This is a genomic window from Niallia nealsonii (assembly GCF_002835805.1).
Lineage (GTDB): Bacteria > Bacillota > Bacilli > Bacillales > Cytobacillaceae > Niallia > Niallia nealsonii.
The window spans coordinates 155,358-170,193 of the sequence record NZ_PISE01000011.1; the positions used below are offsets into that span (position 1 = coordinate 155,358).

Below are 14,836 nucleotides of genomic sequence, written 5' to 3' on the forward strand. Positions count from 1 at the left end.
TTAACCTGCCAGTCGAGAATAACCTTATTACTAAAAAAATCCCTATTGTGATATCATTCACAATAGGGATCCTTTAGTAATAAGGTTATAGTCAATAATTTTATAGAAATTCACTTCTCCATGCTGTAATTTGCTTTTCTCTATAGATATCTGCTTTTTCAATAGAGTTAAATAAATTCATTTTGTATCTTACTACTTCTTTTGCTGCGTCTATACATTCAGGATATATCGCATTGGGGTCCCATAGCTCGGTTGCAGCTAAGATTTCCCTGCATTTCTTATAAAAGGCGAATTTATAGTCAGACGAGATATTTACCTTTTGAATTCCAATTTGCACTGCTTCAGCAATTTCTTCATCTGGATTAGCTGAGCCGCCGTGCAAGACAAGTGGAATGTCTACATTTTGTTTAATGGCTTTCAAGATATCCATTCGCAATTCAGGCTTCATATCTTTTGGATAGATGCCATGACATGTGCCGATAGCAACTGCTAATGTATCAACGCCTGTCTTTTCCACGAATTCCTGAGCATCTTCCGGTCTTGTATAGATAACCTCTGATACTCCTCCTTCTACTGACGTTCCTGTGTTTCCGATCGTTCCTAATTCCCCTTCAACTGATACTCCTAATGGATGGCTAATTTCTACTATTTGCTTCGTTAGTTTAATATTTTCTTCAAGAGAAAGCAACGATCCGTCAATCATGACAGAGCTAAAGCCTACATGTATTGCCCGCATAATATCCGCTATATTGCCACCGTGATCCAAATGCAGTACAAAGGGAACATGGCTATTTTTAATTCTAGTTAACACATATGAGAAGAAATCATCTTTTGTAAAATCTAATTCTGTTGGATGGACGGCTATAATAGCTGGCGAGTTATTTTTCTCTGCCTCTTCTACTACTACTCTAAGAAAATTGCTGTCTGCTACATTAAATGCTCCTACTGCAAATTTATACTCTTGTGCAACCGTTAATAATTGTTTCATATTTAATAACATACTATTAATCTCCTTTTTTTTACAGCGATTTTCCTTCTGATTGGGAAAGCTGAATATAATATTTGACTAATTCACTTCCTGCCGCCATTGTTTCATGTATTAATTGAGGATAACTGATTGTTGGCTGGCGGCTTAAGTTGTGTTTTATGCTTTGAATTTGAGCATTCATAAAATCAGAACCCACATTAATTTTATTGATTCCAAGTTCGATAGACTTTCTGATATTCTCTTCCCCGCATCCTGATCCCCCATGGAGAACAAGTGGAATGTTGGTTGCTTCTTTTATTTTTTCAATAATATCAAAGCGAAATTCAGGAACATAACCATCAGGATAATCTCCATGACTGGAACCGTAAGAGATGGCAAGTGCATCTACTCCTGTTTGTCTCGCAAACTCAATCGCTAAATCTGGATTTGTATACATATCATCTCCCGTCATGTGATTTCTGGCTACTGATCCAATATTTCCAACTTCTCCTTCTACACTTGCATCATAGGTTTGGGCAAACTCGACCATATTGCGCGTAATTTCTATGTTTTTCTCAATCGGATAAGAAGAAGCATCCATCATGACACTGGAAAATCCATCTCGTAAACATCTTTTGACAAAACCTATATCCTGGCCATGATCCAAATTGATTGCAATCTCGACACTTGCAGCATTGGCCATTTCTATAATCGGCTGAGTGAGAAGCTTACTGCCTAAGTGATCCATCAAATGGTCTTGTAGCAAATCAATAATGATGGGAGCTCTTAAGCCTTGAGCCCCATCAATCACTGCTTTAGCAGTCTCCAAGTTAAAACAGTTAATTGCCATTACTGCATATTTGCCTTTATTTGCACGTTCTAGCATACCCTTCATCGAAACATACATCATTAATCGCTTCCAATCTTGTTAAAATGAGATTTTTATATCCGATAAATCCATTTTTTCCTCTGGAGTATCCTCTATGATTTTTTCCATAGGCTCTTTTTTCCATAAAAACAGCATAGCTCCTGTAATCAATGATCCAATAAATAATGCCAAACAGAAAAGTAATGGATGATTCATTGCTGGTACGATAAACATTCCTCCAGAAGGAACAGGTGAGCCTACTCCCCACATCATCGAGAAACCTCCACCAATTGCTGCACCAATTGTACATGATGCTACTACTCTTACAATATCGACAGCAGCTATAGGAATAACTCCTTCTGTGATCATACAGATTCCCATCGGAAAGGCAATTTTAATATTATCTTCTTCCGATTTTGTATATCGTTTTTTGCGGAACATTTTAGCCAAAAGCCAAGAGAGTGCTACACCAAAAGGAGGAACCATGGATGCCAAAATCTTTACTGCTTCAGGCTCATAAATGCCCTCTAGCAAAAGTCCATCTGCAAACAGAGAAGCTACCTTATTTACCGGTCCGCCAAAATCAAATGCTGCCATTCCTCCCAATATTGCCCCAAAGACAAATCGCATCGAACCTTGCATACTTGTTAAAAAAGAAGTCAATCCATCTGTTGCCCATACAATTGGCACTCCCAGCACGAAGAACATCAATAATCCAATAACTACACTTGATATTAACGGAATAATCATCATTGGCATTAAGCCTTCTGCCCATCTTGGCACTTTTAGACGGTTCTTAAGGAATAAAACAAAATAACCAACAATAAATCCACCCAACATACCGCCTAAAAATCCAGCTCCAATGGCATTAGCAATAAGCCCCATCAATAAACCTGGTGCGATCCCCGGTCGATCAGCAATGGAATAGGCAATGGCGCCTGCAATAACAGGAGCTAATAAGCCCATTCCCAACACACCTAAAGAAACAAGTGCGGATGGAATCGAATAGGCTTCTTTATAATTTTCTATTACCGTTCCACCAGTTAAATTTCCAATCGCAATTAAAAGTCCTGAGGCAACAACAAGCGGCAGCATAAAGGATATAGCAGTTAAAGCATGCTTCTTAATTTGAAGTTTTTTTAACATATCATAACCCTCCTTATTGTTATTTGTTTAATTCCTCTTCAATCTTTTTATATAATTGTTTCGGTGCCTTTATAGCAATATTTGTTGGTATCTCCACTATTTTTTTGCCTTTAAAACGTTCTTTTCCGCTAATTTTTATATCCGCAGCAATAATGACTAAATCTGCTTCCATAATTTCTTCTTTTGTTAATTCATCCTCTGTGCCAATGGTTCCTTGTGTTTCAATGCGGACTTTATGTCCAAACTCTTGCCCTGCTTTAATTAGTTTTTCCTTCGCAATATACGTATGAGCGATGCCAGAAGTACAAGCAGAAATTCCTACAATATTCATTCTTCATTCCCCCTACTAATTATTTTTGGATAGAAGCTTCAAAAAATCTTTTTTTGTTTGAAGTGTTTGGAACTGTTCAATGGTTTCTTCATCTGCGAGTAAAACTGCAACTTTCTGAAGCAGTTTAATATGCGTGGTCGTTTTATCAGCATTTTTCACAGCAAACAATATGATAATATTAATCGGATTGCCATCCATTGATTCCCATTCCACCGGATTTTTTGTTCTGCCAATCGCGATAGATGTTTTAAGTACTGCATCTGATTTTCCATGAGGAATAGCGATTCCTTTCTCTAAACCGGTAACTCCCTCATTTTCTCGATACATCACATCCTTAATAAAGGCCTCTTCATCCAGGATGCAACCGTTTACAAATAATAGATTGGTTAATTCCTCAATTACTTCTATTTTTGTTGCAGCTTGCAGATCCAATTGAATAAGTTCCTCTGTTACTACTTTACTAAAATCTAATTCTTCCATTTTAGCCTCCATCTAAAGAACCTCCTATCTCCCATGGTTAATATTCTGATAAAATCACTTGTTGTTGATAGTAATTTTTTATAAATTGATTAATTTTATACTTATCTTCTTCATTTAAAATAGGACTGACAAGAATCGTCGGTTTATCAATAATGCTGTGCGTTTTGACTGTCGATATAACAAGTTCAACATCATCATAGTCACTTTTTTTGATTCGCTGTTGTGCAATAATTTTTTTTATAAGAATATTCGGGAAGTTCTTTTTGATTTTTTCGCTTAATAAGTGAGATGTCCCTATTCCACTTGTACACTCAATTAATATGGGGATTTTATTCGCAAATCTTTCATCATAAGAAATTTGAAAATACAGCGTAATATAGCCAATTTCTTCCTCTGTTACAAACTTATCGTAAATTCCTTCTTTATTTAATTCATTGGTGCAGTATTTCACTAGATTAAATATATTGGCAAAATTAGATTTGATTGATTTTATGATAGGATTAATAATATAGATTTGATGGTTTAATCGATAAACCATGGAGTGAAGGTGCAGCGTCAATTGCTCTGTTAATTCTTTATCTTCTATAAACTGGTAGCCGCTTTTTTCTGCGACTTTTTGAATTAACTGCTCTGCCAGCATCTCGACTTGCTCATTCATGATTTTTTCCGTATCTTGATTAAGCAAAAAGCGAGAATTAAGCTTATAGGCTTTTAAAATAGAATAAAGATAATAACTTTCAGATGGTTTTAATTGAATAAAATATAAAGCTTCTAGCTTATCTACCAAGTTTTTCGTCATTTTGTAAATAGCGGAACCCTTATCTATCTCTTCATACATATTTTCATCATTTACTACAAGCTGCAGATTATTCGTATGCTTTTCAATAATAGAAAGGAGTGAACAAAATAGCGTTAAGTAGTATGGCTGATCTAAAAGTAAATCATGTTTCTCTTGAAAATCATGAAGAAGTTCCTTTATTTCCATCAATCTTGCATTTATCACCTTTATATCCTTAATGGAATCAGGGATATCATATTGACTAAACAGATCTCCTGTTTGCGTTAAGTAACTTTCAATAATAACAGACATTATTCGATAAATGGAAAGCTGATCCCCTTCAATAAACGTACCATCATTTTTCCTCGACAAATGCAAATTGAACGGGCTGATTTTTTTTTCTATATGCTTAAAATCATTCATAATGGAGCTTTGGCTAACAAAGTATCTGTCTGCTATTTTCTGGATGGATGTTTTATTTGGTGCAATGGAAAGAAGAAATAATAGTAGGTTTAAGCGCCGTTCTTCTGGATGATCAAATTGGTCTTCATTCCACCTACTTTTCTCATAAAATTCGAGAAAGTATCCAAAATTTTCTTTCTTTCTGATTTTATACTCGGTAGGATCGGTTTCTACTATCTCTTGAATGTCTCGGTAAATTGTTTTTTTAGAAACAGACAGCTTTTCAGCCAATTCAGAAGCAGTTACATACCGCCTCTCCTTTTGCAAAATTTCAATAATTTTATATTGGCGCTCATTCAAAAACTGTATTCACCTCATTTCTACCCTTTCTATGACCTTATCTTATCAATTTGAAAGCGGATACACAATTACAATTTTAAGTTAAATTTTATGTCCCTATTAATGTAGGCAGATTATGAACTTCCTTATTAGAGTGATAGATAAAGTCAAAAACGAACACTCTCAGGCTGATTGAAAACGTCTGCCTTTTGAGGAGCGGAGTTACCAGGGTAGGTAATGAGCATCCGAACAAGGAGAGCAACAAAAAAAGCGTACATTTGAAAGGCAGCCTGGGGTAAATATTGTAAACAAATATTTATCTTTTATTGTCATAAAATCATTTTCTATGGAAAATATCTATGAAATACTAGGTATATATCATTCTAATTAATTGTATCTAGATTAAATATTAGTTTCTAGATACCACTTTAAAAGTGGAGAAATAGTAATTATGTTAAAAATAAGAACCGCAACAATAAAGGATTTATCTGATGTTGTAAAAATTGAACATCTTTGTTTTTCAAAAGAAGAAGCCTCAACAAAAGAATCTACTGAAAAGCGCATTTACTTGATTCCAGATAGGTATTTTGCAGTCGAGGAAAATAGTGCAATAGTGGGGCTGATTAATGGTCCCGTTATTCAAACAAGATTTATTACAGATGATTTATTTAGCGATATCAAAAAAAATCCAGCAACTGGGGGACATCAAAGCATTTTAGGATTAGCAGTAGACCCCCATTATCAAAAGAGGCATTGCAGCAAAATTGCTTAACTGCTTTGAAAAGGAAGCACCGTGAAACAATCACACTAACATGCACGGATAACTTAATTTCCTTCTATGAAAGTCACGGATACTTTAACGAGTGAATTTCAAACTCTCAACACGGAGGGATCACTTGGTATAACATGAGCAAAAAGCTATAATGCAGTCTTGATAAAAATTAATAGAACTTTTTGTTTATGCAGCTTCCAATTCAAAAAAATACTAAGATTAGCAACTGCTAACCTTAGTATTTTCACTTTGACGGCAATGGGGGCAATTCCTAAAATCCCCCTCTATTTTGTCCTTATTAGGAGACTAAACCTAAATTTGCTTTACATTAAATTGTTTTCTCCTATCAAGCAAAAAATTGCTAAACGTTGTACAGACAAAATATAAAATAGTCAAAATAAGTACAACACTCCATATATTGTATATACTTCGCCACACTCCTGTTAAAGAAAATAGCGCAGGCAGCGTCAAAGTTACCCAAGATTGTACAATAGCCACTTTTCCAACAAATTTTGAAACGTCTTTTTTGCTTGTGTTAAGTACAAAAAATAAAAACCATAAAAAGGACCAAAGAATCCATGTAATAGCATTGTTTATATCCTGATAACGGACAAAAGAAACCGTTACATATACAAGGCCGATAATGGAAACCCACAAGGAATAATATCCCAGTCCTGTTCCCTTCATGCCTTTTAACACTGTCACGCCTACATATAAATACGTAAATCCAAATAAGAATATAGCTGACTTTTCATATAAGACCCAATTGTTCTGATCAGAAGTAATAATTAAATAAAACGGGGCGATAACTTGAAATGCACCAACAAATAAATTATAGATGCCGACATTTTTTTCATCGGCTTTTCCAAGCAGCATCAGCCCATTTAAAAATAGTGCTGCTCCAGACAGCAATAGTCCAATTTGATCCATCGTTTTCCCCCTATTTATATTTTAAAAAGAAAAAGCAATTGCTATTGGCTGAAGGCAACTGCTTTTAAGTGATAGGCTTTTTTCGTACATGTTGCTATGAAAAAAGAGGCCTGCTTGGCAATTGCATGTCGCCATTGTGGCCTCATTCATACTAAAAAATAACAAGCAAACTTAGATTATAAGATAAAGCTGACAATAATTGCTGATAATACACTTACAAGCGTTGCCCCATACAACAATCGAAGTCCAAATCGTGCAACCGTGTTTCCTTGTTTTTCATGTAAACTTTTCACTGCACCTGCAATAATTCCAATCGAGGAGAAGTTTGCAAATGACACTAAAAACACAGATACAATTCCAACTGTTTTTGGGCTTAGCGTTGAAGCAATATCTGATAAACTCATCATTGCTACAAATTCATTTGTAACAAGTTTTGTTGCCATAATTCCACCTGCTGTTATAACTTCTGAAGCAGGAATTCCCATAATAAAAGCAATTGGAGAGAATACATAGCCAAGAATATGCTGGAAGGAAAGGCCGAATATCATTTCAAATAAGCCATCAATAGCTGCCATAAGAGCAACAAAACCAATCAGCATCGCCCCAACGATAACGGCAACTTTAAATCCGTCCATAATATATTCGCCCAACATTTCAAAAAAGGTTTGCTTTTCTTCTTGTACTACTAAAATATCCTCATCATCAGGCACTGTGTATGGATTAATGATAGAAGCAATAATAAATCCACCAAATAAGTTGATAACAATGGCTGTTACAACATATTTTGGATCAATCATTGTCATATATGCTCCAACAATGGACATGGATATAGTAGACATTGCCGATGCACAGAGCGTGTACAAACGATTAGGAGGCAATTTGCCCAATTGCTTTTTAACCGTAATAAACACTTCTGATTGACCTACAATAGCAGAAGCTACTGCATTGTATGATTCGAGTTTTCCCATTCCATTGATTTTGCTGAGAACAAGCCCAATCCACTTCATAATAAATGGAAGTATCTTAAAATGCTGCAAGATCCCGATTAGCACGGAAATAAATACAATTGGCAGCAAAACATTTAAGAAAAACGGCGCCTCTCCTTTATTCGCCATTCCGCCGAATACAAAACCGACTCCTTCATTCGCAAATTCCAGCAGTTTTCCAAAAACACTCGCAATTCCATTAATAATGACAAAACCAAATTTAGTATTGAGTAATAGTGCTGATAATACAAGCTGAATAACAACCATTATCGCAATCGGTTTGTATTTGATTCTTTTACGATTATTACTTGCAAGATACGCAAGCCCAAAGACAACAAGCAACCCTAAGATGCCGATTAAATATGTCATAGTCTCCTCCGCCGCTTCCTTATTTTTGTAAGTCTTTTGATGAAAAAGAGCCTGGCAACAGCTCAGAGATAGTGGTAATCACAAAATCACCTTTTATATTTGCTAAAATAATTTGCGTGTCTTTCCCGCAAAACTCTGACAATACTTGCCTGCACGCACCGCATGGAGAGATTGGACCATCTGTATCGCCAACCACAGCAATAGCCAAAAAGTGCTTGTCCCCTTCTGAAACCGCTTTAAAAATTGCTGTTCTTTCTGCACAGTTTGTTAACCCATAGGAAGCATTTTCGATATTGCATCCATGATATATTTTATGATCAGCTGTTAAAAGTGCCGCTCCGACAGTAAATTTGGAATAGGGAACATAGGCTTGTTTGCTTGCTAAAATAGCTTCCTCTATTAATTGTTTTGGATCCACTATTAATCATCCCTTTTTAACACAGGCAAGCCAGAAGGCTCACCTGCTTTTTTATTTATGGCTTTTTTCTAAAAGATGGTTGTTTTTCGGATAGTTCCCATGAGTAAATCCATGGTTAAAACAGGTGGATTGGAGGGACATGTGAGACCCCGCAAGGCACAGCCCTGAGGAGGCTCACCGCCCGCCCCACGGAAAGCGAGCATCCCTTCACTGCAATCACCCTACTCCTTTAAAAGCAACAAAGTTTACGAAAACAGCCTTATTTATTAATAATCCGAATCGCTTTTTTCGCCCTTGGCAATCGATACGCCAGAGCTTGCGCCGATACGAGTTGCACCAGCTTCTACCATTGCTTTTGCGTCTTCTAAACCTCTTACTCCTCCAGAAGCTTTCACCCCAATTTCAGGTCCAACGGTTTTTCTCATAAGCGCTATATCTTCTGCCGTTGCTCCACCTGTGGAAAAACCAGTTGATGTTTTGACAAAGTCAGCTCCTGCCTCTACTGCAAGCTCTGAAACTTTCACTTTTTCTTCTTCTGTTAATAGTGCTGTTTCAATAATCACTTTTACTAATGCTTTATCTTTTGCAGCATTCACAACTGCTTTAATGTCATTTAATACCAAATTATAATTTTTATCTTTTAAAGCTCCTATATTGATAACCATATCTACTTCATCCGCGCCGTTATTTATAGCGTTTGTTGTCTCAAATGCTTTCACCTCAGAAGTTGTCGCCCCAAGAGGAAAACCGATGACTGTACAAACTTTTACTTCAGGAGCATCTTTTAACAGCTCTGCTGCTTTTTTTACCCAAGTCGGATTGACACAGACTGAAGCAAATGAATATTGAATTGCTTCCTGTGCCAACACAGTAATCTGCTCTAGTGTTGCGTCTGCTTTTAATAATGTATGATCAATAATATTTGTAATGTTTTTGCTCATTTTATCCACCCTAACTATTTTCTAATGAATTTCTTTATAAACTAATGTCGGAGCTTTTACTTTTTCGGCCACTGTTTTATAAGAATCGTATACCATATCTATTACTTCCTGCACATCTTCTCTATTGCTGTGAATCGTTGCAAGAGCGTCGCCTTTTTTCACTTCGTCTCCCACTTTTTTATTCAGCATAATGCCAACAGCCAAGTCAATGACAGAATCTTTCGTTTCGCGACCTGCTCCTAGCTTCATTGCAGCTACTCCTATATTTTCCGCAATTATCTCGGAAATATAGCCGTTTTCTTTTGCAGGAACTTGAATTTTATGCACAGCATCTGGCAATTTAGAAGGATCATCAACAACAGACGCATCTCCTCCTTGCGCTGCTAGGAATGTTTTAAATGTTTCAAGAGCTTTGCCATTTTCAATCACTTCTTCCAGCATGGTGCGTGCCGCTTCTAAATTTTCCGCTTTTTCAGCAAGAACAACCATATGGCTTCCAAGAGTTAAGCAAAGTTCTGTTAAATCTTTAGGACCTTTACCTTTTAATGTATCGATTGCTTCTTTTATTTCAAGGGCATTTCCTACCGCAAAACCTAAGGGCTGGCTCATATCTGAAATGATCGCTTTTGTATTTCGTCCTACCCCTTTGCCGATTTCCACCATTGCCTTTGCCAGTTCTTCCGCGTCTTCTAGCTTTTTCATAAAGGCGCCATTGCCTGTTTTGACATCTAAACAAATGGCATCAGCACCAGCTGCAATTTTTTTGCTCATAATAGAACTTGCAATAAGAGGAATAGAATCTACTGTTGCTGTTACATCACGAAGAGCATACAGCTTTTTGTCTGCCGGCGTTAAATCTCCGCTTTGGCCTATTACTGCAATTTTATTTGTGTTCACAAGACGAATGAATTCTTCGTTTGTTATTTCAACATGGAAACCAGGAACAGCTTCAAGCTTATCAATTGTCCCGCCAGTATGACCTAAACCGCGACCAGACATTTTTGCAACTGCAACTCCTAACGCTGCTACTAATGGTCCTAACACTAGCGTCGTTGTATCGCCTACACCGCCTGTACTGTGCTTATCCACCTTGATTCCTTCAATTTTTGATAAATCAATTTGATCTCCAGAATTCACCATAGCTTCCGTTAAATGAACACGTTCTTTTTGCGTCATTCCTTGAAAATAGATGGCCATCGCAAATGCTGACATTTGATAATCAGGCAAATCTCCATTTGTATAAGCAGTAATAATAAAATCAATTTCTTCTTTATTTAACGTTTGTCCATTGCGCTTTTTTTCAATTAAGTCAACCATTCTCATAATGTTTTCCTCCTAAAATATATGGATACCAACATTCAATTAAACGCTTTCATATCTACATCTTTACTATATATTATTTTTGAACAAATGTAAATAACGATTTTTACATTTGTTCATTTTTGTTCAAAAAACAAAAAAGACTTCCGCTTCTGCGTAGTCTCTCACTTTTTGTCTATTTTATTTATTTTCTCTCGTTTAGATGAAAAACTTTTTGTAGCTACTCCTGTTTATCTAATAAAAACCTTGCTGTATACTGATCCGTCACTAGTACATTCGCTATTTTTCCTTTTAATGCACCATAAATGCTGTCAATTTTCTGATTTCCACCTGCAACTAACACGGAGTATTCTTTCTTTTTCAGTTCTGCTAAATCCAATCCTAATGTTCGATCATCCAAGCTTTCATTGCAAATTTGTCCATCCTTGTCAAAAAATCTTGAACAAATGTCACCAACCGCATTTGCTGAAATCATGTTCATATCTTCATCTGAAAAATAGCCTAGCTGAAACAGCAGAGAATCTTGTTTAATGGGACCTGTTGTAAATACAGCAATATTCGCTTTTTTCCCTAAATCTAAAATATGTTTAATATGGCGATCTGTTTCCATCGCTTTTTTCACGACAATATGGTCAACAATCACTGGAAGAGGCAGATGCATTGGCGGTGTATTGTACGCTTTCCCAAATAAATACATAATTTCTGACGCATAGGTGCTCTTTTCCGAATGGCTTACCCCACCTTTAAGCTGAACTACTTGTACATCATTCACATATTTTTGCTTTAGATCAATCGCCACTTGGTATAAAGTTGTCCCCCATGTAACACCAATAATATCTCCATCCTTTACAATCTCATGAAGATATTCCGCTGCCGCAACACCTAAATGACTTTTAATAATATGACTTTCATATTGAGGCACTGATGCAACAATGGCTTTTTTTAGATTGAATTTTTGTTCAAGCTCATGCGACAGCTCCTCTCTATTAATGGATGAATCCACAATATTAATTTGCACAATGCCTTCTTCTTTTGCCCTCTGCAGCAGCCTAGAAACTGTAGGCCTTGATATGCCAAGCTTTTTTGCAATTTCACTTTGATTATAATCAAGGATATAATACATTTTAGCCGCTTCCACTATCTGGTTGAATTTCTCTTTATCCATCTCCACACAAAGTTCTCCCTTCCCCTTTGAATCCTTTCTTTTTCATACCGCATACACTTCTGCTTATATTTTACCCTTTATGTGAACAAAATTTCAATAAGATGTCAAAATAATAAAAAAAATACTATTTATTCAAAATTAGGAACTGATTAAAATGACATTCAATTTAATCCTACTTAATAATGAATGGAACTGCTAAGGAAGCAATTCCATTTTACAAAAAAGTATTATATGCAGAAGTTCTTTTTCTCAATTCTTTGGCGGAATGCCGGTGAACTCAGAATTCCCCTTGCCAGAAGACGAAAAAAAATCTTGTCTCACATGCAGTCAGCGAAACAAAACTTATGCTTTTCGATATATTCCCCAGTCAGCCTCATCAGAGTAGAAGTCAAGTGACAATTTGTATTATAATAGACAAAGCAAAACAAATTTTAATAATAGAGTCTGACTCCCAGTCTATTCCAGTATTGCGGCACTCGGAGATAGACTCCCTTATTCCTATCTTAGTTCTATAACATACGAGAGAATATGCAAATAAATTTTCGGTCATCTAAGATGCATAAATTATTTATGTTGTTATTTTATAAAAAAGAGAGTGTTACAAAGAAGACTGACTATTGCACACTATAAATCGTTTAATTATTTGCATTTTTACAGAAAGATGCTTTTTAATCGAGGCCCTGCTACTACAAATCCAATATTAACTTCAGGCGGACTTTATACTATCCCTCTAAAATCAATGAATTAACTTTCACCATATGACCCTTTTGGGCAGAATATATAATACAGTCAATTATTTTTTGATTTTTATATCCATCATAAAAAGTTGGCATATCATGTCCTTCCTTATTTAATATTAGTTCAGCAAAGTCACTTAAAAGTGTCTTATTATATATATCTGGCACTCTTTCTGTTTTCAAAACTGGCATCGTTTCCAATTCATTTTTAACAATAATATCAATTTCATTAGGGCGCTCAATATCTACATGCAAAGTGCCGCAATCTCCATATAATGTTACTGCATGCTGATTCGATGATCCAATTGCATTTCTTGTAGTAACAAAATTCCCAGCAACATCATTTTCAAGAATAGCCTGAAAGCTTGTAAAATCATCAACGTCAACCTGTTTCTCTTCTCCAGTTATAAGGTCTATCCTTTTATCCACAAAGGTTTTCATCAATGCCGAAACTGAATGGAATTCTCCTACAAAAAATCGTGCACTATCGATCATATGGGCTCCTAAATCACCTAATGCACCTGTACCAGCAACCGCTTTATTAAAACGCCACAAATAAGGAACTTTAAATATAGGAGCTCCGAATGATTGTTGGTATCTTACATCAATATGACGTATTTGACCAATGGCATTTTTTTCTATCAATTTTTTTGCATATTGAAAAGATGGTGTATAACGATGAATAAATCCTATCATACAGGGAATTGGATTTTGCTTGTATAATTGATTCAAATTCTCCGCTTCTTCAACATTCAGTGTAAATGGTTTTTCAGCCATAATAGGTTTTCGATGTAAAATGCATAGCTCTATAACCTTAGCATGCAAGTTATTTGGAACAACTGAAATAATAGCATTAACATCAGGTGAAGTAATTATATCTTCTATATTATTGAAACGTTTATTCTGACTAATGCCTTCTTGATCACCAATTTTATTTAGAAGTTCTTGATTAACATCACAAATCGCCCCAACTTGAATGGAATTTATTCTAGAAATGTTTCGAAGATGTTCATTTGCCATCCCACCAAGACCAATTACTCCAGCAGTTACTACATTATTGCTAATCATGTATTCACTCCTCGTTTCAGCATATTTTCTTTCCTACGCTCTAATCTCATATTTTGAAAAAGCCTTTCTTAAAACAAATGAATTTATAAGAGCAAGTAATGCAAATCCCCCGAATGTTCCAAAATATAAAACGGAAAGGAATCCAACAGAGGAAAATAACACAAAAATAACTGGAATTAAGTTAACAAGCACCAATAATAAAAGATATGGAAAATTAAATAATCCTATTAATAAGGAATTTAAAAATGATTTCTTAATAGTGTCCTCATATCTAGCCATATAAGGAAAAATAAAAAGGAAACTGCAAAGATAAACAAATCCAAAAATTATTAGTGTGCTTACAAAAAATACCTTAGGAACTCCACTAAGACTTCCGGAAAGAAATAAGTTTGCAAAAAGTAAAAATCCGGCGGCAAGTATTATGATCCATACAATAGTACTTTGAGCAAAATTCTTTTTAAAAGATACTAGGAAACTCTTAACGATATGCTTATCTTCATCTCTTACCATTTTGATCAGAACAGAGTACAAAGCAGTCATGGAAGCACCAATAGTTATAATCGGAATACAAAAGAGCAAAAATAAAAAGTTTAAGATGACTAAATCCACAGCCCTTGTTAGAGTTTTATAAAGAGGGCTATCCAAACTAAATAGTTGACTCATTTTATACCACCTCTTTCATTTAGAATAAAGATAACGGTCGGATACATACATAGATAGAAGTAAACCGACCGCTATTTGTTCTTTATCAAGAATTTAAAATAAAGCAAAGTGGGGGTTTTCCATGTCCCCCACTGATTGTTAGTTGAACCAATCGGG

15 protein-coding genes are annotated in these 14,836 nt (G+C 35.6%); 1 reads left to right on the forward strand and 14 read right to left on the reverse strand.

Annotation, left to right across the window (positions count from 1 at the left end; translation table 11 throughout):
- Positions 1–100: 100 nt before the first annotated feature.
- From CWS01_RS05495 to CWS01_RS05520, 6 genes are read right to left on the reverse strand one after another with little or no spacing between them, the layout of a single operon-like run.
- Complete coding sequence (locus CWS01_RS05495) at positions 101–1,000, reverse strand: ketose-bisphosphate aldolase (RefSeq protein WP_101176146.1); 900 nt, start codon at positions 998–1,000, stop codon at positions 101–103.
- Between the two features lie 19 nt (positions 1,001–1,019).
- Positions 1,020–1,874, reverse strand: a complete 855-nt coding sequence (locus CWS01_RS05500) for a class II fructose-bisphosphate aldolase (RefSeq protein ID WP_101176274.1) — start codon at positions 1,872–1,874, stop codon at positions 1,020–1,022.
- A 21-nt stretch (positions 1,875–1,895) separates the two neighbouring features.
- Positions 1,896–2,981, reverse strand: coding sequence for a PTS fructose transporter subunit IIC (locus tag CWS01_RS05505; protein WP_101176149.1), 1,086 nt, complete (start codon positions 2,979–2,981; stop codon positions 1,896–1,898).
- Between the two features lie 19 nt (positions 2,982–3,000).
- Positions 3,001–3,312 carry a PTS fructose transporter subunit IIB gene (locus CWS01_RS05510; protein WP_101176151.1) on the reverse strand — a complete coding sequence of 104 codons (312 nt, stop codon included), beginning with the start codon at positions 3,310–3,312 and terminating at the stop codon, positions 3,001–3,003.
- 15 nt (positions 3,313–3,327) lie between these two features.
- A complete protein-coding gene (locus CWS01_RS05515; RefSeq protein ID WP_168714359.1) occupies positions 3,328–3,804 on the reverse strand; it encodes a PTS sugar transporter subunit IIA in 477 nt (158 codons plus the stop codon).
- A 25-nt stretch (positions 3,805–3,829) separates the two neighbouring features.
- Complete coding sequence (locus CWS01_RS05520; RefSeq protein WP_101176153.1) at positions 3,830–5,332, reverse strand: BglG family transcription antiterminator; 1,503 nt, start codon at positions 5,330–5,332, stop codon at positions 3,830–3,832.
- A gap of 430 nt (positions 5,333–5,762) precedes the next feature.
- On the opposite strand from CWS01_RS05520, the gene CWS01_RS05525 reads away from it, so the two are divergent.
- Complete coding sequence (locus CWS01_RS05525; RefSeq protein ID WP_328588894.1) at positions 5,763–6,083, forward strand: hypothetical protein; 321 nt, start codon at positions 5,763–5,765, stop codon at positions 6,081–6,083.
- Positions 6,084–6,395: 312 nt separating this feature from the next.
- Here CWS01_RS05525 and CWS01_RS05530 read toward each other — a convergent pair whose 3' ends face one another.
- The 8 genes from CWS01_RS05530 to CWS01_RS05565 form a co-directional block, all read right to left on the reverse strand.
- Positions 6,396–7,013 (reverse strand): AmiS/UreI family transporter, encoded by a 618-nt coding sequence (locus CWS01_RS05530; RefSeq protein WP_101176155.1) that lies wholly within the window; start codon positions 7,011–7,013, stop codon positions 6,396–6,398.
- 176 nt (positions 7,014–7,189) lie between these two features.
- Complete coding sequence (locus CWS01_RS05535) at positions 7,190–8,368, reverse strand: NupC/NupG family nucleoside CNT transporter (protein ID WP_101176157.1); 1,179 nt, start codon at positions 8,366–8,368, stop codon at positions 7,190–7,192.
- A gap of 19 nt (positions 8,369–8,387) precedes the next feature.
- Entirely contained in the window at positions 8,388–8,786 is a 399-nt protein-coding gene (locus tag CWS01_RS05540) for a cytidine deaminase (protein ID WP_101176159.1), read from the reverse strand.
- A 266-nt stretch (positions 8,787–9,052) separates the two neighbouring features.
- Positions 9,053–9,727: a deoxyribose-phosphate aldolase gene (gene deoC, locus CWS01_RS05545; protein ID WP_101176160.1), complete on the reverse strand. Its 675-nt coding sequence runs from the start codon at positions 9,725–9,727 to the stop codon at positions 9,053–9,055.
- A gap of 21 nt (positions 9,728–9,748) precedes the next feature.
- Positions 9,749–11,050, reverse strand: coding sequence for a pyrimidine-nucleoside phosphorylase (locus tag CWS01_RS05550; protein WP_101176162.1), 1,302 nt, complete (start codon positions 11,048–11,050; stop codon positions 9,749–9,751).
- A gap of 217 nt (positions 11,051–11,267) precedes the next feature.
- A complete protein-coding gene (locus tag CWS01_RS05555) occupies positions 11,268–12,212 on the reverse strand; it encodes a sugar-binding transcriptional regulator (protein ID WP_193603756.1) in 945 nt (314 codons plus the stop codon).
- Between the two features lie 722 nt (positions 12,213–12,934).
- Entirely contained in the window at positions 12,935–14,017 is a 1,083-nt protein-coding gene (locus tag CWS01_RS05560; RefSeq protein WP_101176166.1) for a Gfo/Idh/MocA family protein, read from the reverse strand.
- 33 nt (positions 14,018–14,050) lie between these two features.
- A complete protein-coding gene (locus CWS01_RS05565) occupies positions 14,051–14,680 on the reverse strand; it encodes a YesL family protein (protein ID WP_101176168.1) in 630 nt (209 codons plus the stop codon).
- Positions 14,681–14,836: the final 156 nt, after the last annotated feature.